Source organism: Peribacillus sp. NPDC096447, assembly GCF_044762725.1.
GTDB lineage: Bacteria > Bacillota > Bacilli > Bacillales > DSM-1321 > Peribacillus.
Window position 1 is genome coordinate 24,873 of the sequence record NZ_JBIWEV010000006.1, and the last position, 19,716, is coordinate 44,588.

At 41.6% G+C, this 19,716-nt stretch carries 22 protein-coding genes; 16 read left to right on the plus strand and 6 right to left on the minus strand.

What is annotated here, in order from left to right:
• Nucleotides 1-12 precede the first annotated feature (12 nt).
• The 10 genes from gatA to ACIQZD_RS19815 all read left to right on the plus strand — a co-directional run bounded on the left by gatA (nt 13) and on the right by ACIQZD_RS19815 (nt 10,476).
• Complete coding sequence (gene gatA / locus ACIQZD_RS19770) at nt 13-1,473, plus strand: Asp-tRNA(Asn)/Glu-tRNA(Gln) amidotransferase subunit GatA (RefSeq protein WP_241590138.1); 1,461 nt, start codon at nt 13-15, stop codon at nt 1,471-1,473.
• Nucleotides 1,474-1,485: 12 nt separating this feature from the next.
• A complete protein-coding gene (gene gatB, locus ACIQZD_RS19775; RefSeq protein ID WP_076372752.1) occupies nt 1,486-2,913 on the plus strand; it encodes an Asp-tRNA(Asn)/Glu-tRNA(Gln) amidotransferase subunit GatB in 1,428 nt (475 codons plus the stop codon).
• Between the two features lie 167 nt (nt 2,914-3,080).
• Complete coding sequence (locus ACIQZD_RS19780; RefSeq protein WP_402905691.1) at nt 3,081-3,623, plus strand: sigma-70 family RNA polymerase sigma factor; 543 nt, start codon at nt 3,081-3,083, stop codon at nt 3,621-3,623.
• Nucleotides 3,620-4,087, plus strand: coding sequence for a hypothetical protein (locus ACIQZD_RS19785; protein WP_402905693.1), 468 nt, complete (start codon nt 3,620-3,622; stop codon nt 4,085-4,087). Before ACIQZD_RS19780 ends, ACIQZD_RS19785 begins: the two co-directional genes overlap by 4 nt.
• Entirely contained in the window at nt 4,080-5,144 is a 1,065-nt protein-coding gene (locus ACIQZD_RS19790; protein WP_402905695.1) for a hypothetical protein, read from the plus strand. The genes ACIQZD_RS19785 and ACIQZD_RS19790 overlap by 8 nt, the downstream gene beginning before the upstream one ends.
• On the plus strand, nt 5,141-6,067 hold the full coding sequence (locus tag ACIQZD_RS19795; RefSeq protein WP_402905697.1) for a LiaF transmembrane domain-containing protein: 927 nt from the start codon (nt 5,141-5,143) through the stop codon (nt 6,065-6,067). Before ACIQZD_RS19790 ends, ACIQZD_RS19795 begins: the two co-directional genes overlap by 4 nt.
• 183 nt (nt 6,068-6,250) lie before the next feature.
• Complete coding sequence (locus ACIQZD_RS19800) at nt 6,251-7,165, plus strand: diacylglycerol kinase (RefSeq protein ID WP_101225006.1); 915 nt, start codon at nt 6,251-6,253, stop codon at nt 7,163-7,165.
• A 62-nt stretch (nt 7,166-7,227) separates the two neighbouring features.
• The gene (locus ACIQZD_RS19805; RefSeq protein ID WP_402905700.1) at nt 7,228-7,803 is read left to right on the plus strand and encodes a GNAT family N-acetyltransferase; all 576 of its coding nucleotides are present in this window, start codon (nt 7,228-7,230) and stop codon (nt 7,801-7,803) included.
• 452 nt (nt 7,804-8,255) lie between these two features.
• Nucleotides 8,256-9,626: a 23S rRNA (uracil(1939)-C(5))-methyltransferase RlmD gene (gene rlmD, locus ACIQZD_RS19810; protein ID WP_402905702.1), complete on the plus strand. Its 1,371-nt coding sequence runs from the start codon at nt 8,256-8,258 to the stop codon at nt 9,624-9,626.
• Nucleotides 9,627-9,954: 328 nt separating this feature from the next.
• A complete protein-coding gene (locus tag ACIQZD_RS19815; RefSeq protein ID WP_241663348.1) occupies nt 9,955-10,476 on the plus strand; it encodes a YitT family protein in 522 nt (173 codons plus the stop codon).
• A 9-nt stretch (nt 10,477-10,485) separates the two neighbouring features.
• On the opposite strand, the gene ACIQZD_RS19820 is transcribed toward ACIQZD_RS19815, so the two are convergent.
• The 5 genes from ACIQZD_RS19820 to ACIQZD_RS19840 all read right to left on the minus strand — a co-directional run bounded on the left by ACIQZD_RS19820 (nt 10,486) and on the right by ACIQZD_RS19840 (nt 13,645).
• Nucleotides 10,486-11,346 (minus strand): DUF421 domain-containing protein, encoded by an 861-nt coding sequence (locus ACIQZD_RS19820; RefSeq protein ID WP_402905705.1) that lies wholly within the window; start codon nt 11,344-11,346, stop codon nt 10,486-10,488.
• Between the two features lie 30 nt (nt 11,347-11,376).
• The gene (locus ACIQZD_RS19825) at nt 11,377-11,583 is read right to left on the minus strand and encodes a DUF1657 domain-containing protein (protein WP_076372773.1); all 207 of its coding nucleotides are present in this window, start codon (nt 11,581-11,583) and stop codon (nt 11,377-11,379) included.
• A 218-nt stretch (nt 11,584-11,801) separates the two neighbouring features.
• Nucleotides 11,802-12,806: a stage V sporulation protein AD gene (spoVAD, locus tag ACIQZD_RS19830; protein ID WP_402905707.1), complete on the minus strand. Its 1,005-nt coding sequence runs from the start codon at nt 12,804-12,806 to the stop codon at nt 11,802-11,804.
• A complete protein-coding gene (locus tag ACIQZD_RS19835; protein WP_402905709.1) occupies nt 12,806-13,135 on the minus strand; it encodes a SpoVA/SpoVAEb family sporulation membrane protein in 330 nt (109 codons plus the stop codon). Before ACIQZD_RS19835 ends, spoVAD begins: the two co-directional genes overlap by 1 nt.
• Nucleotides 13,136-13,441: 306 nt before the next feature.
• Nucleotides 13,442-13,645, minus strand: coding sequence for a DUF1657 domain-containing protein (locus tag ACIQZD_RS19840; RefSeq protein ID WP_402905711.1), 204 nt, complete (start codon nt 13,643-13,645; stop codon nt 13,442-13,444).
• Nucleotides 13,646-14,143: 498 nt separating this feature from the next.
• Between ACIQZD_RS19840 and ACIQZD_RS19845 the strand changes: the two genes are divergently transcribed.
• From ACIQZD_RS19845 to ACIQZD_RS19855, 3 genes are read left to right on the plus strand one after another with little or no spacing between them, the layout of a single operon-like run.
• Nucleotides 14,144-14,320, plus strand: coding sequence for a hypothetical protein (locus ACIQZD_RS19845; RefSeq protein WP_241663407.1), 177 nt, complete (start codon nt 14,144-14,146; stop codon nt 14,318-14,320).
• Nucleotides 14,317-15,594 carry an ammonium transporter gene (locus tag ACIQZD_RS19850; RefSeq protein ID WP_402905713.1) on the plus strand — a complete coding sequence of 426 codons (1,278 nt, stop codon included), beginning with the start codon at nt 14,317-14,319 and terminating at the stop codon, nt 15,592-15,594. Before ACIQZD_RS19845 ends, ACIQZD_RS19850 begins: the two co-directional genes overlap by 4 nt.
• Nucleotides 15,595-15,642: 48 nt before the next feature.
• Nucleotides 15,643-15,870 carry a hypothetical protein gene (locus tag ACIQZD_RS19855; protein ID WP_402905715.1) on the plus strand — a complete coding sequence of 76 codons (228 nt, stop codon included), beginning with the start codon at nt 15,643-15,645 and terminating at the stop codon, nt 15,868-15,870.
• 295 nt (nt 15,871-16,165) lie between these two features.
• Here ACIQZD_RS19855 and ACIQZD_RS19860 read toward each other — a convergent pair whose 3' ends face one another.
• A complete protein-coding gene (locus ACIQZD_RS19860) occupies nt 16,166-16,498 on the minus strand; it encodes a hypothetical protein (RefSeq protein WP_402906243.1) in 333 nt (110 codons plus the stop codon).
• A 353-nt stretch (nt 16,499-16,851) separates the two neighbouring features.
• Here ACIQZD_RS19860 and ACIQZD_RS19865 point away from each other — a divergent pair, with 353 nt between their 5' ends.
• From ACIQZD_RS19865 to ACIQZD_RS19875, 3 genes are read left to right on the plus strand one after another with little or no spacing between them, the layout of a single operon-like run.
• Entirely contained in the window at nt 16,852-17,508 is a 657-nt protein-coding gene (locus ACIQZD_RS19865; protein ID WP_402905717.1) for a 5-bromo-4-chloroindolyl phosphate hydrolysis family protein, read from the plus strand.
• The gene (locus ACIQZD_RS19870) at nt 17,505-18,677 is read left to right on the plus strand and encodes a toxic anion resistance protein (RefSeq protein ID WP_137018253.1); all 1,173 of its coding nucleotides are present in this window, start codon (nt 17,505-17,507) and stop codon (nt 18,675-18,677) included. The genes ACIQZD_RS19865 and ACIQZD_RS19870 overlap by 4 nt, the downstream gene beginning before the upstream one ends.
• Nucleotides 18,678-18,688: 11 nt before the next feature.
• Nucleotides 18,689-19,258 carry a nitroreductase family protein gene (locus ACIQZD_RS19875; RefSeq protein WP_402905720.1) on the plus strand — a complete coding sequence of 190 codons (570 nt, stop codon included), beginning with the start codon at nt 18,689-18,691 and terminating at the stop codon, nt 19,256-19,258.
• Nucleotides 19,259-19,716 lie beyond the last annotated feature (458 nt).

Genomic DNA, 19,716 nt, shown 5'->3' on the forward strand with positions numbered 1-19,716 from the left:
GGAGGGACAATGATGTCGTTGTTCGAACAAAAGGTTTCTGAGCTTCATGAACGCTTACATAAGAAAGAGATAAGTGTCACTGATCTTGTTAACGAATCGTATAAGCGAATCGGACAGGTAGAGGACAAGGTGAAGGCATTTTTGACACTTGATGAAGAAAACGCCCGCAATCAAGCAAAACGATTGGATGATCAATTGGTAAAAGGCGAGAACGAAGGCGCTTTATTTGGTATGCCGATCGGAGTGAAGGATAATATTGTCACTAAAAATTTGCGTACGACTTGTGCGAGCAAAATTTTGGAGAACTTTGATCCAATCTATGATGCAACCGTTGTTCAAAAGCTACAGAATGCAGAAACGGTTACGATCGGGAAATTGAATATGGATGAGTTTGCGATGGGTTCTTCCAATGAGAACTCCGCGTTTCAGGCAACACGCAACCCTTGGAACACGGAATATGTGCCAGGCGGTTCTTCAGGTGGTTCAGCTGCATCTGTCGCTTCCGGTGAAGTCCTATTCTCTTTAGGTTCCGATACGGGTGGATCGATCCGCCAACCAGCGGCATATTGTGGAGTTGTCGGCTTAAAACCTACTTATGGACGGGTTTCCCGATTCGGACTTGTAGCATTTGCATCTTCACTGGACCAAATCGGTCCGGTTACAAGAACTGTTGAAGACAACGCTTATTTGCTTGAAGCGATTTCAGGTGTGGATCCAATGGATTCGACCTCTGCTAATGTTGACGTGCCGAATTTTGTGAATTCATTAACAGGCGATGTTAGAGGATTGAAAATAGCTGTGCCTAAAGAATATCTTGGCGAAGGCGTTGGGGAAGAAGCACGTAATTCCGTACTTGAAGCGTTAAAAGTATTAGAGGGGCTTGGAGCTGAATGGGAAGAGGTATCCTTGCCGCATTCCAAATATGCTTTAGCTGCCTATTATCTGCTATCTTCATCGGAAGCTTCGGCTAACCTTTCACGTTTTGACGGTGTGCGGTACGGACACCGTACAGATAATGCAGAAACACTTATAGAAATGTATAAGCAAACCCGCGCAGAAGGATTCGGTGACGAAGTGAAACGCCGTATCATGCTTGGAACTTTCTCCTTAAGTTCAGGTTATTATGATGCTTATTATAAAAAGGCTCAAAAAGTACGTACGTTAATCAAAAAAGACTTTGAAGATGTCTTTGAAAAATACGATGTCATCGTTGGGCCGACTACACCTACGCCTGCATTTAAAATTGGTGAAAAAGTCGACGATCCATTAACGATGTATGCGAATGATATCTTGACGATTCCAGTCAATCTTGCTGGTGTACCGGGTATATCCGTGCCATGTGGATTCGCAGCGAATGGGCTTCCGCTTGGACTGCAAATGATTGGGAAGCATTTTGATGAAAGCACTATTTACCGCGCGGCTCACGCATTTGAGCAAGCAACAGATTTTCATAAACAATTTCCTAAGCTGTAAGGGGTGAAAAAAATGGACTTTGAAACGGTGATCGGTCTAGAAGTACACGTAGAATTAAAAACGGATTCTAAAATTTTCTCAGCGAGCCCAAATCATTTTGGTGCCGCTCCAAATAGTAACACGACTGTAATCGACCTAGGCTACCCAGGTGTATTGCCTGTCGTCAATAAAAAGGCTGTTGATTTTGCAATGAAGGCTGCAATTGCCCTGAATTGCGAAGTGGCGGAAATTACGAAATTCGACCGGAAAAACTATTTTTACCCGGACAATCCGAAAGCATACCAAATTTCACAGTTCGATCAGCCGATCGGTGAGCATGGTTGGATTGAGATTGAAGTGGGCGGCAAGAAAAAGAAAATTGGCATTACCCGCATTCATATGGAAGAGGATGCTGGAAAGCTGACACATAAAGGGAACTATTCACTTTGTGATTATAACCGCCAAGGTACGCCTCTAGTTGAAATCGTATCCGAGCCGGATATCACTTCCCCAGAAGAAGCTTATGCATATCTGGAAAAATTGAAATCCATCATTCAATACACCGGCGTTTCCGATTGTAAAATGGAAGAAGGCTCACTTCGCTGTGATGCCAACATTTCCTTGAAACCTGTCGGCCAAAAAGAATTCGGTACGAAAACCGAATTGAAAAACTTGAACTCATTCAACTTCGTCCGCAAAGGGTTGGAGCATGAAGAAATCCGCCAAGCGGAAATCTTGAATGAAGGCGGCATAATCGAACAGGAAACACGCCGGTTCGATGAAGCTACAGGCAGAACGGTACTAATGCGAATTAAGGAAGGCTCCGATGATTATCGTTACTTCCCGGAACCGGACTTATTGACAATCCATATCGATGAAGAATGGAAAGCGCGTATCGCTGCCGAGATTCCGGAACTTCCGGATGCCCGGAAAAAACGCTATGTCGAAGAATTTGGCTTACCGGAATATGATGCAGCCGTTTTAACGGTAACGAAAGAAAGTGCTGATTTCTTTGAAGCGACAGTCGCTTCAGGCGCGGATGCAAAACTGGCATCTAACTGGATCATGGGCGAGGTTTCCGCTTTCTTGAATGCAGAAGGTAAAGAGCTGCATGATGTCAAATTGACTGCTGAATCGTTGGCTGGAATGATCAAGCTGATTGAAGATGGCACGATTTCTTCTAAAATCGCTAAAAAAGTTTTCAAAGAATTGATTGAAAACGGCGGGGATGCTGAAACGATCGTCAAGGAGAAGGGACTAGTCCAAATTTCCGATGAAGGCGCATTGCGTACAGCCGTTGAAGAAGCATTGAATAATAACCCTCAATCAATTGAAGATTTTAAGGCCGGTAAACAAAAAGCAATCGGCTTCCTTGTCGGACAGATCATGAAAGCGACAAAAGGACAAGCCAATCCACAGCTTGTTAATAAAATTTTGGTGGAAGAAATCAATAAACGATAATATTGACCGTATCACTTTTTAAAGTGGTACGGTTTTCTCTTGATTAAGAAAAAAGTTTATTGTGAAAAAGCGGAAAAATATTTTTGATTTTTTTTGAGTTATCTGTAGGGGTAACTCCTTTTTGTGCGTCTATTACATGAATGATTAAAAGGAAAGGAGGAAGAGAAGTGACGGATGAGTTAGTTGAGAAGGTAAGGGCTGGGAATGATCATGCATTCCGAATGTTGATTGAAACATATAAACAGACGATTTATAGGACCGTCTATTCCGTCTTGCGGAATCAAAAGGATGCAGAAGATGTTACCCAGGAAGTCTTTATCAAAATCTACACCTCTCTTCCTCAATATAAGAACCAAGGTTTCAAAACCTGGATTACCCGAATTGCGGTCAATCATGCAATCGATCTAAAGAGAAAGAGGGAACGCCAAAAGGAAGAATTGCAGGACGAACGTTCATCGGAAGCTAATTTGAGCTTAACGGATGATGTCGAGGCCGTATTCTTTCGGAATGAAAGGCGAAAGCAAGTATTACGGAAGCTGAATGACCTTCCAGAGGGATATCGGGATGTTGTATATGGCTATTACATAAAGGAAAAGACATTCAAGCAAATTGCAGAGGAACAGCATATTCAAGTGAAATCTGTCGAGGTAAAGCTATATCGGGCAAGAAATTGGATGAGAAAACATTGGAAAGAGGAGGATTTTTCATGAATCATGTTCCTGAAGCAGAATGGGTTGCATATTTGGCAGATGAAATACCAGAGGCTCTAAAAATTGAATATGAAAATCATCTATACTCCTGTGACAAGTGTTTGTCGGCCTATATGGAAGCGATGGAAAAAGAAGAAACCAGTCTGGACATCGAAGGATTTGATATTGCAGGTCCGGTCATGGACTCGATTAGCCGATTGAAAGAAGGTTCTGGTGAAGAGGCTAAGCAACACCGAAAAGAAAAATCACTTCGGACGATTACAAGACATTACCTGATTGCGGCCGGGTTTACGATTTTATTGATGGCAGGCGGAGTATTTCAATCATTGACGGAATACGTGGATTCCGTGGAATCAAGCAGCGGAAAGGAAACGCAGTCCTTAACCGATGGACTTATTGATAAAACATTTAATTGGATGGACACAATCGAAAAGAAAAATAAGGAGGGGTTTAGAAATGAATAAAAGTCCGGTATTAGCTTTTTTATTATCGTTTCTGCCAGGTTTCGGACATTTTTACCTAGGAAGGAAATATAAAGGGTTATTTTATTTTCTTGCCACGGCTGGATTGGGGCTTGGAGGTCTATTTCTTTCGTTGATCAGTCAATCGGATGCGTTTCTGGCTTTTTCCGTTATTGGAATGGTGTTTTATTTCATCAGTATATTTGATTTGGTGGTCACCTCACTGAGGAATCCTAAAAGTGAAGAGAATGTAGGGGCCGATCAGCCGGAGGCGGAAAGATTTTATGTAATCATCCTTTCATTCGTTCCAGGATTAGGGCATTTTCAGCTGGGTCTCATGAATCGGGGACTCATTTTTCTCATCGGCTTTTTAGGCCTTGGCATCATGGTGGTATTCATCAGTGTGATGACTCAAATGGAAGGTCTGTTAATATTCATGGCATTATTGCCTGTTATCTGGATTTACAGCTTTTTTGATTCTGTTCAACAGCTGAATAAAAAGCAAAGAGGTGAGGAGCTTATCGATCGGACCGTTTTGGAAGATTTCGAGGAGAGAAGGGAATCCGGGAAGAAGAGTAAATCGGTCGCGACTTTACTCGCCATTTTTCCTGGTGCAGGTCACTTATATTTGGGGCTGCAAAAACGTGGGATTCAATTGATGGCAGGCTTTTTATTCGCCATTTACATACTGGATTTACTCCGGTTAGGTTTCTTCTTTTTCCTTATTCCGATTATCTGGTTTTATAGTTTTTTTGATGGATTGCAAAAAGCCTCGAAAATGGAAGAGGGTCCAGTAGAAGATACGCCCATCATTTCGGGTATGGTCAATCACCAAAAATGGCTAGGAGTGGGGTTGGTGGTAATTGGAATCTACTTCTTGGCCAGTAATATAATCGTCCCGGCCATTGCCCCTCATTTAGATGAATGGATTGGAAGCAACTTGGAGTATTGGTTTAGAGATTATTTTCAAAAAGGACTTGTATGCATCCTTCTCATAGGCGGGGGAATCAAATTGCTGACGGGAAGTAAAAAAGGGAGAGTCGAGGAGGAGACGAAATGAGAACATGGAGGGTCGGAACGATTTCAATGGGGATATCCCTGGTTGGTTTGGGTTTGGTTTTACTCGTTTCTCAAATTGCGGATATGAATTTGACGACGATTCTGCTATCGTGGTGGCCGTTGCTGTTCATTATCTTGGGTGCAGAGATTCTCTTTTATATTCATTTTTCAAGAAAAGAAAGTTCTTTTGTAAAGTATGATATTCTTAGCATTCTTTTCGTTGGATTGCTTGGAACGACGGGAATAGTTTTAATTCTGCTTACATCCAGCGGATTGATGGATCAAGTTAGGGCTGCCGTGAATAGTGAAGAGAAAACGGTCAATTTGCCTGGTTTCAATCAAAAGGCAGGGAAGGGCATACAGAGAGTTGTCCTGGACACTGGCTCATACCCATTGACAATTGAAAGTGGTAAGGACGAGGAAGTTTCCGTTTTTGGAACATATGGTGAGCGGGTACTGGAAGATGCTGATTCGTTGTTGAAAAAGGCGGAAGATTATTTACTTGTTGAGAGAAATGGGGATACTCTTTATATAAGCTTCAAGGATTTGCCGATTCAAAATGGATTTTTGGACAATGGTACAAGAAATCTTAAGGCAACTCTTATAATCCCTGCTGAGTTGGCAGTGGAGATAGACGGACAAAGTACCGATCTTGTCTTGAAGCCTAGAAAGCTCTTGAATGACTGGAGTGTGAAGGACAGCGGAAGTCTAAGTGTATTCCTTGAGGATAATAGTGATATCAAGATAGATGCTAGAGGGGTCGAGGAACTTGAAGGCCCTGAGAGTGGCTGGAAAATGACTGAAGTGAAAGAAGGAACAAGTGAAGAAGGCATTGTAAAAAAGAACGGGATATTCAATACTGGTGAAGGGAAACATACTTTAACGGTTACCGATACATTTAACGTGAACGTTCAATATCCATGATTGAAATCATTTACTAGAATAAAATTGTAAAAAGCATTATAATTTCCCTGATACGATTTCTAGTAAAATGCATATAAAGATATGGACCGAAATACGGTCCTCTTTTTTTCGAATATTGCTTTTCATGTAACGAAGGATTAAGATGTAAATTATGGAATCAATATGTATAAGGATGATGGGAAAATGAAAAGAGCAAGGTTGATTTACAACCCGACTTCGGGCCGGGAAGCCATTAAGAAGAGCCTGCCAGGTGTGCTAGCAAAACTTGAAGAAGCTGGTTATGAAGCTTCTGCACATGCGACGACCGGTGCCGGGGATGCGACGAAAGCGGCTAAGATAGCGATTGAACGCGGCTATGATGTAGTTATTGCAGCAGGGGGCGACGGTACGATTTATGAGGTTGTTAATGGACTGGCCACTGCAGAGAAACGTCCGAAACTAGGAATCATTCCGACGGGAACGACCAATGATTTCGCCCGGGCGCTGCATTTACCGAAGTCGATCGAAGGGGCGGCCGAAATTATTGCCGGTGGGCATACGATGCCGGTCGATATCGGGAAAATGAACGATAAGTATTTCATCAATATTGCTGGCGGGGGCAGATTGACCGAATTGACCTACGACGTGCCGATCAAGCTGAAAACCATGCTTGGTCAGCTAGCGTACTATATTAAAGGAATTGAAATGCTTCCTTCAATTAAGCCGACGGAAGTTTCTATTGAATATGATGGAAAGCTTTTTGAAGGAGAGATCATGCTTTTCTTGGTGGCTAACACGAATTCAGTCGGCGGCTTCGAGAAACTGGCCCCTGACGCCTCTTTGAATGATGGGATGTTCACGTTGCTTATTTTGAAAAAGGCAAACCTTGCTGATATTGTCCGTGTCGCAACATTGGCAATGCGCGGTGAACATATCCATGATAAAAACGTCATTTATGAAAAAGCCAATCGAATTAAAGTACATGCCAAAAAGGACATGATGCTTAACTTGGATGGGGAATTTGGCGGGATGGCCCCAGCTGAATTCGTAAATCAGTACCGCCATTTTGATGTATTCATCCCGCAAGGAATACTGCCGGACGATCCGGCAAATAAATAGGTTGAAGAGGCCACTGAATCTGGTGGCCTTTTCAGTTTAATGAAGCAAGGAGAATTACAAACATGTATATCAGGAAAGCGACACCGGAGGATGCGGAAAAGGCAGCCGTATTGACCCGGTTAGCGATTAAGGAAATTGCAGAGGTTTTGACAGGTGAAACGGAAGAAGAAAGGATACTTTCCGTTCTTGCCGATTTGTTCAGGAAAAGTGGGAATCGGGTCAGCTATGAAAATACGCTTGTCAGTGAACATGATGGACAAATATCTGGATTGATCATTGCTTACCATGGCAAGGATGCCGAAAGCTTGGATGAACCGATAGTGAAACAATTAAGGATGAAGATGAAAGACCCAAGCGTTACGCTCGATAAGGAAGCGGAAATGAGAGACTTTTATTTGGATACAGTATCCGTCGACCCGGATTTTCAAGGGAAAGGTATTGGCAGTGCACTGATTCAATATGTTGAGGGATACGCTAAACATAAGGGATATCCAAGGGTTTCTTTAGTCGTTGAAAAGGAAAATGAAGCGGCGAATCGTCTCTATAGCAGATTAGGGTATATGGAAATTAAAACCATTCCGATTAGCGGCCATGAATTTTGCTATATGGTAAAGGAAATAGAAGAACCTCCTGTTTAACAGGGGGTCCTTTTTTCTCATTTGAAATTTGGCACTGTATGCGATTACATTTGCTGTCCATTCATGGCGGCCCAATCAGCGTAAGCGCCGGTGCCATTACAGCCGGGACAGTCGTGTATATCGGAAAAATGATATTCCGTAGGTACGAAGGAGCTGTATCCACGTCCGTAACAATCCGGACAGAGGCCTTTTTCCTCCATACTTGCACGATGTTTTTCTAACCTTGTAGCATTCCAGGCCGATATAGAGTTAAATAAACCCATTTCCTCACCTCATCTGTTTTTCCTTATTTTTCTTTTTTTAGTGAACTTTTATTCATGGAACTATGAAAAATCCGTAATTCCTTCCACTATATTTTTATGAAAACCAAGGTAAATTGGTGAGTGGTTTTGTGACAAGGCCTCTATTGTGGTAAAATACAGGCTAGCATAAAAAAGAAAAGAGAAGATGATATGAAAAAAACAGCACCAGTTGCTAAAAATGATATTATAGAGGTTTTATTTGAAGATTTAACACATGAAGGGGCTGGCGTCGCTAAAGTCGATGGCTACCCGATCTTTGTTCAGAGCGCCCTTCCAGGTGAAAAAGCAAAAATTAAAGTGATGAAAGCTAATAAGGGTTATGGCTTCGGCCGCTTGATGGAGATTATCGAAAACAGTCCATACCGTGTTGAGGTCACGACCGAAGATTACACTAAATACGGTGGTTGTCAGCTGCAGCATATGAGCTATGAAGGACAGTTGGAGTTCAAGGAAAAGCAAGTGCGTGAAGTGATGACACGCATAGGGAAACTTGAGGATGTGAAGGTTCACCCAATTATCGGGATGGAGAATCCAACCCATTATCGCAATAAAGCGCAAGTGCCTGTTGGTGAAAAGGATGGCAAGCTAATAGCAGGGTTCTTCAAACCGCGGACACATGAAATTGTTGAAACGAAAGAAAGCATTATCCAAAATGAAGTGATCAATGAAGCCGTTCAAGTTGTTAAAGAGATTTTCAGTAAACTAGGTATCCCTGCTTATAATGAAGAGGCACATAAAGGTGTTTTGCGGCACATCATGGCCCGTTATGGCAAGCAAACAGGCGAATTAATGATTGTTCTTGTTACAAGAACGAAAAGTATCCCTTTCATCGAAACCATCGTGAAGGAAATCGTTGAACGTCTTCCACAAGTGAAATCCATTGTACAAAACGTGAATTCCAAGAAAACGAATGTTATCTTGGGCGATAAAATGACTGTACTATGGGGCGACGAAGTGATCCATGATATGATCGGTGATGTGAAATTTGCAATTTCGGCTAAGTCCTTCTACCAAATCAATCCAGACCAAACGAAAGTCCTATATGATAAAGCTCTTGAATATGCAGGGCTGACGGGTGAAGAAACGGTGATAGATGCTTATTGCGGCATTGGAACCATCTCTTTATTTTTAGCTAAAAAAGCGAAAAAAGTAATCGGTGTCGAAGTGGTCGAAGATGCGATAGAAGACGCACGCCGCAACGCTGAATTGAATGAAATCTCAAATGCAGAATTCATGGTCGGCGACGCAGGTAACGTTATTGCTGAATGGTATCAAAAGGGCAACACTGCGGATGTCATCGTTGTGGATCCTCCTCGCAAAGGTTGTGAAGAATCCCTTCTGAATACGATCATCGAGATGAAACCTAACAAAGTCGTATACGTATCATGCAACCCAGGCACTTTAGCGCGTGATCTTCATATATTGGAAGAAGGCGGATATAAAGCAGTTGATATCCAGCCTGTCGATATGTTTCCAATGACGACACATGTTGAAAATGTAGTGTTATTAGAGTTGAAATGATTGAGTGTGGGCCCGGTCTAATTGACTGGGCCTACAGTTTTTTTATGGCTTGTACAATTTGGACGTTGATTTCCGTTCAAGGCACTCGCTTTCCGCGGGTCTCCCTAGACGCGCTTTTCCCCTTTTGTTTACAAACTGTGGTCCCGGTCTAAATGACCGGGACCTTTTTGCCGTAATTAGTTTGAAGGGAAGGGAGGGAGATTTTTTTTTTGCATGTTTATTCTTGACGCTTTGACTTGGACATATAGTAAGAAATATATGAATTGGGAGGCAAGGTGATTTTATTAATTTTCAAAAAGCGGTGGCTGTAATCGTTGGTAGCTTTTTGGTGGGCATCGGAATCAATGGTTTTTTAGTTCCCCATCATTTAATAGATGGCGGCGTTATTGGGATTGCACTTATCCTTCATTATTTCTTTGGTTTTCAAACGGGGCTATCCATGTTGATCCTTAGTATTCCTATATTTTTATATGCCTGGTACTATGAACGGCCTTTTTTCTATAGCAGCGTTCACGGATTGCTTTTGACATCCCTTTTTATGGATTGGCTTAATCCATTGAAAAAGGTCTTTTCCATTTCGATTCTAACAAGCTCTTTGATCGGCGGTGCCATCATAGGGATGGGCATAGGACTCATGCTTCGATATGAGACAAGCAGCGGGGGAACGGATATGTTAGCTAAAATCATCTCAAAATCTACCTCCATGGATATTGCTTTGGCGATTATCGTCATAGATACACTAATCATTTCAGCTGCAGCATTCACCTTAGGTATCGAAATATTTCTTTTTTCATGTGTGACGATCGTCATCATTGGACTGATCACATCGCTTATGAAAGTGAGGAAATGAAAAATATAATCAGTTCCTTAAGATATGGGCTACGTCATCTATTGCCCTTTGCAGCTTTTCGCTATTTTTGCTAAACATCTCTTTAGCTTCCTTTGATTCAGTTCCAAGGGCAAACAACTCTAAGTCCGCTTGGCATTTTTTCAAGGTCGCGAGCAAAAGAGGTTTTTCTTGAGGGGAAGGAACTTTAAGCTTATCATCATAAAGGTCCACAGTTAATTCTCCGTTAGAATTAGCTTGACCAAGAAACACATTTTCAAGGAGAACACCCAACTTATCCAGTTCAGTATGAAGCCAATTTCGGTTCAGACCAATCGTGGAAAGCGGTTCATCAAGTATGCTGCCGTCCATAATGATGGTTTGTGGCTCCTTTACTGCAGCTACAGACAAGTTAAGGTCCTTAGCTGTTACAGGTTGATTTTGCTTCTTTAACATTACGGAAAAATCCCCGTTGGCTTCCAATAAGGCAAACTCAACTTCAGAAATATCGAAGACATCCTTCTTCCGGAGCAATCCTAACAATTCATCGATGGTATATTTCTCTTTTTTTAAATTATCTTCCATGACTTTCCCATCTTTGATGAATACCGTTGCTTTTCCTTCAATAAGGTCACGAAAAGTTTTACTTTTTAAGGATATTAATCCTGCAATGAAGGGTGCTATGGCAAAAACGAGAATGGACAGTACGCCATGTATAATATTGCCCTCCACTTTTGTAGCTAATTCTGCCCCAACATTACCAATGGTTATGCCCGTTACATATTCAAAAAAGGAGAGCTGGGACAATTGTTTTTTTCCTAACACTTTAGTGATCAAAAAAAGAACAATTAAAAAGAATAATGAACGTAAAACAATTTCTATCCAATCCGACATTACCAAACACCCCCTGCTTGATCATGGTTATTAAAAACCTTTATATTGCGGTTCTTCCCTTTCTAACTCGCCTACGCGCTTCTGTACATCCTTCATAACTTCATTCACCACCAGCATCGTTTCATGCAAGATGCGTTTAGATTCATCATCTTGAGTCCGGAGTGCTAAGCTGGATAAACCTGCTTCAACTCCTTTTAGGCTAGAGACACATTGTTTGACATTGGAAGCTATCGTCATGCAGCATCCTCCTAATCTTTAGGTCTATGGGTCGAACACTCCAGGCTGTTATCCAGGTACTGGTTACTTCAAACATGCGAGCGACAACAACCGAACAATCCATTCTTTTCCGCATCCGTAACGCTTCCGAAACAATCTCCGCACACAAGAATGTTCATCCAGTATGAGCAGGCGTGTGTTTGAATACTTCAAACCTTAAGTAAAGCATGGTAGTGGATTCACTCGAATTCAATCGATACGGCATGGGCAATGCATGGGATCGTCTCACTTTGTTGAAAGGAAAGGGGAGATAACAGAGCACCTGTAGCCACGACGAGCATTCGTTTTATTTCTCCCTTTTTCATGCGATTTAATAAGTGACCATAAACGACGGTTGCGGAACATCCTGGGCCGCTTGCCCCGGACAGGACCGGTTGACCATCCCTGTATATCATTAAACCGCAATCTTTATATTGCGCTTCTTTAATCGGCGTACCATGTTTTTTAAATAATGCCAGAGAAACTTCATGTCCAATCTTTCCTAAATCCCCGGTCACTATTAAATCATAATAGGATGGGTCGAGGTTTCTTTCTCTTAAGTGGGCTTCAATCGTATCCACGGCGGCCGGGGCCATGGCACCACCCATATTGAAAGGATCAGTCAAGCCCATGTCGATGACACGGCCTATCGTTGCTGAAGTGACCCTTGGACCTTCCCCGCCACTGCTTAATAAAGCCACTCCGGCCCCAGTAACGGTCCATTGGGCTGTTGGAGGTTTTTGCCCTCCGTATTCAGTTGGGTAGCGAAATTGCTTTTCTACTGCGGCGTTATGACTTGATGCTCCTGTCAATAAGTACTCTGCCCCTTTGGTATTGACAAGGTATGCACCAAGAGCCAGTCCCTCCATGGAGGTGGAGCAGGCGCCAAATAAGCCGAGATATGGTGTTCCCAGTGTTCGGCAGGCAAAACTCGTAGGGGTTATTTGATTGATAAGGTCGCCTCCAAGGAAAAATTGAATCTGTTCCTTCTGAAGACCCGCCTTTTCGATTGCTTTTGTACTCGCTTCTTCCAATAAGACTTTATGTGCCTTTTCATAGGTATCTTGATTGATCCATAAATCGGAATGGAGAAGATCGAAATCATCCGAAAGCATACCGTCTGCTTCAAATGGACCGCCGACGGTTCCTGTGGAGATGATGACAGGCTTTTGATCAAACACCCATGTCCGATGCCCCGTAAGCATTATAAACCACCCCATTGTAAGAGTATTGTCAGTGCAAAGATAAAATTTTGGAATAACATAAATCCTTCAGCCGATTTGAATATATTACAGCCATCACCTAAAACGAAACCTCGCCCGGTGTTCAATTGCTGCGGATATAGCGGCATTACCGAAACCTTTAAGTGAAACAAGCAGCAGATTGGGTCATACACCTTAAATCCGGTGAGGAACATAGCAATGAATATTAATATTCCTGCCATTGGGTTTACGGCTGTCTGGTCCGTTAAGTCAAAATGAATATGAAAATTCGGGATGACTTGTCCAATCATGTAAATTGTACCGCCGGTCATAACTGACCTTTTAACTACCAATTTCCTGTCAATCAAATTACGATTTTTAAGCGTATGCAATTCACAGCTTTTACATCCGCGACTCGTACTGATTCATTAGTTTGATTGTCTGCAGTTCGGTCAATTCAGGTATGTAAATTCAAGCCCAGTCCCTTATTAATAGCTGGCTTGGGATTAGCTCAAAGCTCCTGTTCTACATAAAAACGGAAATTGGTATAGAAAAAGGAATGAAAATTTTATTCTCCTTATGGAATGAAAGATATAAAAAAGGCTGGTTGCTTTAACCAACCTTTTTTATATGAATGATTATTGTTTATATTGAGGTTCCTCGTTTTGAATCTCTTCAATGCGAGGAGAGATGCTGTCCACAATCGTTTGTGTTTGTTGGGCAGCTTGCTGGTACAGTTGTTTGGCTTGCTCATTATCTGTTGAAAGGGCGAAGGTTTCAAAGCTCGCTTGAGCGCTTTTTAGCCCCGCTATAGTTGTTTTTACATCGTTTATTACTGTCATATATGAACCCTCCCTAGTTTGTAACTGCCTTATTAGAGTAAGGAAAAAATGATTATCTATACCTTCCAAATTTATCTAGGGATTGTATCGAGTGACTAGCTCTTCCATTAATCAAACGTTTGATTAATGAAGGACAACAGACAAGAAGTGTGGTTAAGATCATTCATTACGCAAAGTGGTTTTTACTGTTTAATTATTGACTGAATTCAGAATTATTAATATAATGATAAAACATAACGTGACTACGTGAGGTGATATGACATTTATATTCGTGATGAATTATATAGTAGAGTTGTTTTTGAAATTTCATCTGAAGAAGTTGTAAAAGGACTGCTATTCCATAAAAGCAAACAAGAGTCGGAAATTGAATCGATCAAAAGTAAAATTCATAAATATGAGCAAAAACGAAGAGCTGAGGAAGCTTGGTATCAATCCCTATCACCATTTAAACGTTTTTTTACAGGGCGTGCTCCAAGTCATCACCAGGCCGTTGAGCATTTGGTGAATGTTAAAGATAGATATAAACAAATCGAGAAAATAAAACAGAAGGTCGCTTTTTTAAATGAGATGATCGGTTTACTTGAAGCTGAACCGGAAAAACGGGAAATGAATTTACCATCAGACATCATTAAAGAAATAATGGCCTGGCAAAAAGCGGAGGGAACGCCAAGATGACTTTAGAAACGTTAAACGCTGGCTTGGATACGATTTGGGTGGTTCTGACAGCAGCCATGATTCTATTGATGGAGGGCGGATTTGCTTTATTGGAGGCAGGGTTCGTCCGTACGAAGAATAATGTGAACATCATCATGAAGGTTTTTGCCGATATTACGATTGGAACGCTTTGCTATTTCGTCGTTGGTTTTGGCTTAATGTATGGAGCGGATGTATTTGGAATTATTGGAGCAAGCGGCTTTCTGCTGAAAGGTGATTTGTCGCATATAGACCTTACGATTTCCATCGACGCATTTTGGTTATTTCAAGGGGCATTCGTCATCGCCGTCATTTCCATCGTTTCGGGAGCCGTTGCAGAAAGGATCAATTTTCGGGCGTATCTTATTTTTGTCGTAATGATGACGGCATTCATCTATCCGATTGCCGGTCACTGGGTATGGGGTGGTGGCTGGTTAAGCGGGTTGGGCATGCAGGACTTCGCAGGGTCTGCGGTCATTCATGCACTAGGCGGTTTTTCTGCACTTGCGGCTGCCATTGTAATTGGGCCGAGAGCAGGAAAATTCACTTCACGGGGGACTAGCTCCATTTCACTGCCGAGCAATCTCCCACTGGCATCTGTTGGGGCATTTCTTTTATGGTTTGGCTGGTTTGGGTTTAATGCTGGAAGCACCTTGCAAGCTACTGATGGACGCATTGGCCATATTGCCATTGTCACGATGCTCTCAGCAGCATCAGGGGGAGCGGCGACCTTGCTTTATACACTTTTTAGATATGGACGCTCGGATGCACCTTCCGTCATCAATGGCTCACTTGCAGGTCTTGTCGGGATTACGGCTGGCTGTGCATTCGTTAGTGATCTGGCGGCATTATTGATTGGAGCAGTTTCTGGAATGTTGATGTTAGCTGCTACGAATTGGCTGGAAGCCCGAAAAATCGATGATCCGGTTGGCGCCTTTCCTGTTCATGCGGCATCAGGGATGTGGGGTACGATAGCGGTAGGGCTTTTCTCCACTGAAAACGGATTGTTCGCCGGTGGGGGATGGCATTTGCTAGGAGTTCAAATATTAGGATTAGCGGTGTTATGCATCTGGGGCTTTACATTGACATGGCTCGTTTTTAAAATTATAAATGTTTGGCTGCCTATTAGATCCACTGAAGAAGAAGAAGAACTCGGATTGGATATCAGTTATCATGGCATCATGGCCACACATACCTCGCCGGAGTTCATCAAGGTAGAAGACTACTATAAGCAGGATGAAGAATTGACAAGGTAATGACTATAATACTAGATAGAATCAAGATAAGTAAGAGGTGAATTTTAAATGGGTGCATGCAATCTTAATCATTCGCAGCAAGATGTCAGGCTGAAATTTGAGAGTCAAAAGACATTTTTACCAAGCGAAATAAGTCAAACATTAGATCGATATCTGGAAAAAGGGAATTCGCAGGAAACGTTGAATGAACTTTTTCATCTATTGAAGAAGTATGACTTGTCTACCCAGGAGGAACAGGAATCAAGAAACGAAAAGTTGAAACGGATAATGTTGTAAACGGGGAAAAACGGGAGTGCAAGGATGACTTCCGTTCTTTTTTTGTTTTTTTCTTATTTCAGTAATTGGAACTGCTTTTTTAGAGAAGATAGCAGGAATCATTTAAGGCAGCGAAAACATGACTGTAAACAAAAAAGGTGTTCTTTTAAAGTTTAAGTAACGAGGACAAGGGTTTAGCGGACCTTTTAAAGATTTAATCAACCGTTTGATTAAATTTCATGAACTGACTACCAAGCCTTCAATAAAAGCATGGAAAAATAAAAAAGCGGGAGCCCATAATGAGCTCCTGGTTTCTTTAAAAACCATCATCTGTTGCGGTGAAGGGGATGTTTAGGTTTCTTTCTACTGCCCGAAGTCTTTGATTCAGCCTGTTTAACCTATTCGTATGTCGCTGGTCTACTTGACTTAGCCGGGAGATTTCCTGGTTAATGCGGTTCACTTCCCGGTTTATCCGCGTGATTTCTTGGTTTTGCCGATTGAGTTCCCTCGTTTGACGCTCGTTTTGACGTTCAAGTTCCCGGACTCTTCTTTCAAGTTGTTGAGGCTGCCTTTCAATATCGAATTGGTCAGGCACCTGGCTATATGGATTTTCTTGTACCTGCTGAAGGTTCCAATCTTGCTGCGGCATATAATCAAATCGTTCAGGCTGTTGGAAATATGGGTTAAAATTAGACTGAAAGTACTGGTGATTTCCATTTTGTTGTGGAAAAGGATAAAATCCGTATGAATTCATGGTCAACTCTCCTTTTTAAATCAGGATGGATACGTTATAACTTATGTAAGTTCCGGTGAAGTGACTAGGCGTTAGCCCATATTAGCGGGAAGAAGGGGTAATTTTCAGAAAAAATTTCAATAAATTTGCAGAAACCATCCGGTTCCTATATCGTTTAGGGTAGGAGAAATTCTTTTATCCAACTTGAAACCAATTCCAAGGATAATCCGTATATAAAGAAAAGAGTGTAAGTCAGGAGTGTAATGATTATGAATCGATTTCTTGCTGATTTTGTTCCGATATTGATTGCATTTCCAATGGTTTTGCCGGTTTGGATAATTAGCTATTTTGTATTGAATCAACCGTTTGCCCTGTCCGTTGTGATATCTTTAGCAGGAGGGGTGCTTGCATACTGGCTAAGTTCCGTATATTTTTCATCAAGATACCTCAAAAAACATGAATTGACGAGAAAAGAATATCAATATATAAAGAAAAATTTAACTGAAGCAAAACCGAAGATATGGCGGGTGCAAAAAGCACTAATCTCTGTCAGGCATATCTCTTCTTTCAAACAGAGGAAAGATATGATTAAAATGATCAGGAAAATATATAGTCTGACGAAAAAAGAACCGAAGCGGTTTTACCATGCGGAACAATTTTATTACTCTCATCTGGATTCCGCCATGGAGCTTGCGGAGAAATATGTTTTTTTAGCACAGCAGCCAAAAAAGAATAGGGAACTCGAACTCTCCTTAACAGAGACTCGTAAAACCTTAAAGGAACTGACTAATACGATAGAAAAGGATTTATATAAAGTGATTGCGGATGATATCGATAACCTTAACTTCGAATTGGATGTTGCTAAGCAATCCATTAAAACGAGAAAAGAGTCACAAGTAATTGATGAAAGCAGGAGGTTGAAATGACTAACAATGATCCAAACCTGTTGAATAAAACGAACAATGCCAGTTTGATCGATGATCTTTTAGCCAATCCATTTGATGGGGTGCAGGAGCTGGAGAAAGCATCTTCCCAGGAAGCGAAACCGGTTAAACTGATTGATGTCATTCCTGAAGAGAACAGGGCAAAGGCTTATCAGCTTGCCGAACAAATCGACCCAACGAATCATCAGGCGATGATTTCCTATGGTACACCCGCCCAATCAAAGCTCCTGACCTTTTCTAATTCGATGCTTGAGCATGTCCAAAAAAAAGATGTGGGTGAAGTGGGCAACATTATCAGTGATTTAATGAAAAAGTTAAACGAGCTGAGCCCGGATGAGTTAAAACCGGATAAGCCCTCATTTTTTGCACGTATGTTCGGGAAGCTCTCGGGATCTGTACAGGAGGTGCTATCCAAGTATCAAAAAACAGGGGCCCAAATTGATCGTATCAGTGTGAAACTCGATCGGAGCAAGAATATCCTGTTATCGGATATCGTAATCCTTGAAAAGCTATATGAAACGAATAAGGATTACTTCCAGGCATTGAATGTCTATATTGCAGCAGGGGAAATCAAACTCGAAGAAATTCATGAGAAAACGATTCCGGAGCTAAGGAAGTCCGCTGAATCAAGCAATGATCAAATGAAGTTTCAAGAAGTCAATGATATGCTGCAATTTGCTGAACGGTTGGATAAAAGGCTTCATGATTTGAAATTGAGTCGTGAAATCACAATTCAAAGCGCACCGCAAATCAGGCTGATCCAAAACACGAATCAGGCACTAGTCGAGAAAATCCAATCTTCGATCATGACAGCCATTCCGCTTTGGAAAAATCAGGTTGCGATTGCATTGACCCTAATCAGGCAAAGGCATGCTGTAGAAGCACAAAAACAGGTTTCCAAGACTACGAATGACTTGTTATTGAAGAACTCCGAGATGCTGAAAACCAATACCATTGAAACGGCTAAAGAAAACGAGCGCGGACTTGTCGATATCGAAACATTAAAGAAAACTCAAGCTAACTTGATTTCCACGCTTGAGGAAACAATGCGGATTCAAGAAGAAGGCAGGCATAAACGCCGGCAAGCCGAACAGGAATTGGCATCAATGGAAAATGAACTGAAACAGAAACTATTAGAGATAAAGGGATAAGGGGAGATAACATGGAAACTATCGAAGCTATAAAAACGAGAAGAAGCATTGGAATCGTTAAGCAAGATCCGGTACCTAGGGAAATGATCGAGCAAATCATTGAAGCTGGAACGTATGCACCCAATCATCATCGAACGGAGCCTTGGCGTTTTTTTGTATTGACTGGAGAAGGAAGAAATAAACTTGGCCAGGTATTCGAAGAAATCACAAGAATTGAAAATGCTGATGATACCCCTGAAATTTTAATCAGCAAGCTCGAACGGCAAAAAAAGAATCCATTAAGGGCTCCAGTCATCATCGCAGTGGGCATAGAGCCTAGTGATAAGAATAATGTCTTTGTGGCAGAAGAATATGCGGCAGTGAACAGTGCCATCCAAAATATGCTTCTTGCAGCACATTCTCTAGGTCTGGGAGCAGTATGGAGAACGGGGAAAATAACGTATCATGAAAAGGTACGTGATTTTTTCAATTTATCCTCTAAGGGAGAGGTATTGGCTTTCATATACTTGGGTTATCCTGACATGGAGCCGAAACCTGCCAAGAGAACACCGATTGATGAATTGACCACATGGATCGGATGAAAGATTGAGAGGGCTGCATCAGTTTATAGACACTGATGCAGCTTTTTTATTGCCTTCAATAAGGCTTCCTTAAATCTGCATTTAATGAAAGGGATTTGGCTTTGTCAGGCTTCGTTTCAAGTGACGATTGATGAATTAGGTTGTACAATACATAGGGAGAATAAATTTTGATGAATTAGGATGTGTCTATAGATGAGAACGATTGATCCATTTGAGATACTCGATGGAAAAGCGATAAAATATTTGGATGTATTTGGCGTTGAGGATGGCATTGCTTTAAAGAGTAAGTACGAAGATAAATCGTATTGGATATATGATTATTATTGCATGCATGAGACTTGTGATTGCCAGGAAGTATACCTTGAATTCTTTGAGGAGCTTAAAGGCAATAAACAGGCGGGACAGCATTTTGGAGTGAGGGTTTCTTTCGGAGATAATCAATTTGTCCTGGAGGATTA

Excerpts from the sequence above, each read along its gene's own strand:
- ACIQZD_RS19870 (WP_137018253.1), top strand. The coding sequence starts at position 17,505 with ATGACTAACAATGATCCAAACCTGTTGAATAAAACGAACAATGCCAGT.
- ACIQZD_RS19875 (WP_402905720.1), top strand. The coding sequence starts at position 18,689 with ATGGAAACTATCGAAGCTATAAAAACGAGAAGAAGCATTGGAATCGTT.
- ACIQZD_RS19790 (WP_402905695.1), top strand. The coding sequence starts at position 4,080 with ATGAATAAAAGTCCGGTATTAGCTTTTTTATTATCGTTTCTGCCAGGT.
- ACIQZD_RS19785 (WP_402905693.1), top strand. The coding sequence starts at position 3,620 with ATGAATCATGTTCCTGAAGCAGAATGGGTTGCATATTTGGCAGATGAA.
- ACIQZD_RS19835 (WP_402905709.1), bottom strand. The coding sequence starts at position 13,135 with ATGACCGGCGGTACAATTTACATGATTGGACAAGTCATCCCGAATTTT.
- ACIQZD_RS19840 (WP_402905711.1), bottom strand. The coding sequence starts at position 13,645 with ATGACAGTAATAAACGATGTAAAAACAACTATAGCGGGGCTAAAAAGC.
- ACIQZD_RS19825 (WP_076372773.1), bottom strand. The coding sequence starts at position 11,583 with ATGACGATAGCTTCCAATGTCAAACAATGTGTCTCTAGCCTAAAAGGA.
- ACIQZD_RS19855 (WP_402905715.1), top strand. The coding sequence starts at position 15,643 with ATGGGTGCATGCAATCTTAATCATTCGCAGCAAGATGTCAGGCTGAAA.
- ACIQZD_RS19800 (WP_101225006.1), top strand. The coding sequence starts at position 6,251 with ATGAAAAGAGCAAGGTTGATTTACAACCCGACTTCGGGCCGGGAAGCC.
- rlmD (WP_402905702.1), top strand. The coding sequence starts at position 8,256 with ATGAAAAAAACAGCACCAGTTGCTAAAAATGATATTATAGAGGTTTTA.
- ACIQZD_RS19795 (WP_402905697.1), top strand. The coding sequence starts at position 5,141 with ATGAGAACATGGAGGGTCGGAACGATTTCAATGGGGATATCCCTGGTT.
- ACIQZD_RS19805 (WP_402905700.1), top strand. The coding sequence starts at position 7,228 with ATGTATATCAGGAAAGCGACACCGGAGGATGCGGAAAAGGCAGCCGTA.
- ACIQZD_RS19860 (WP_402906243.1), bottom strand. The coding sequence starts at position 16,498 with ATGCCGCAGCAAGATTGGAACCTTCAGCAGGTACAAGAAAATCCATAT.
- gatA (WP_241590138.1), top strand. The coding sequence starts at position 13 with ATGTCGTTGTTCGAACAAAAGGTTTCTGAGCTTCATGAACGCTTACAT.
- ACIQZD_RS19865 (WP_402905717.1), top strand. The coding sequence starts at position 16,852 with ATGAATCGATTTCTTGCTGATTTTGTTCCGATATTGATTGCATTTCCA.
- ACIQZD_RS19820 (WP_402905705.1), bottom strand. The coding sequence starts at position 11,346 with ATGTCGGATTGGATAGAAATTGTTTTACGTTCATTATTCTTTTTAATT.
- spoVAD (WP_402905707.1), bottom strand. The coding sequence starts at position 12,806 with ATGCTTACGGGGCATCGGACATGGGTGTTTGATCAAAAGCCTGTCATC.
- gatB (WP_076372752.1), top strand. The coding sequence starts at position 1,486 with ATGGACTTTGAAACGGTGATCGGTCTAGAAGTACACGTAGAATTAAAA.
- ACIQZD_RS19850 (WP_402905713.1), top strand. The coding sequence starts at position 14,317 with ATGACTTTAGAAACGTTAAACGCTGGCTTGGATACGATTTGGGTGGTT.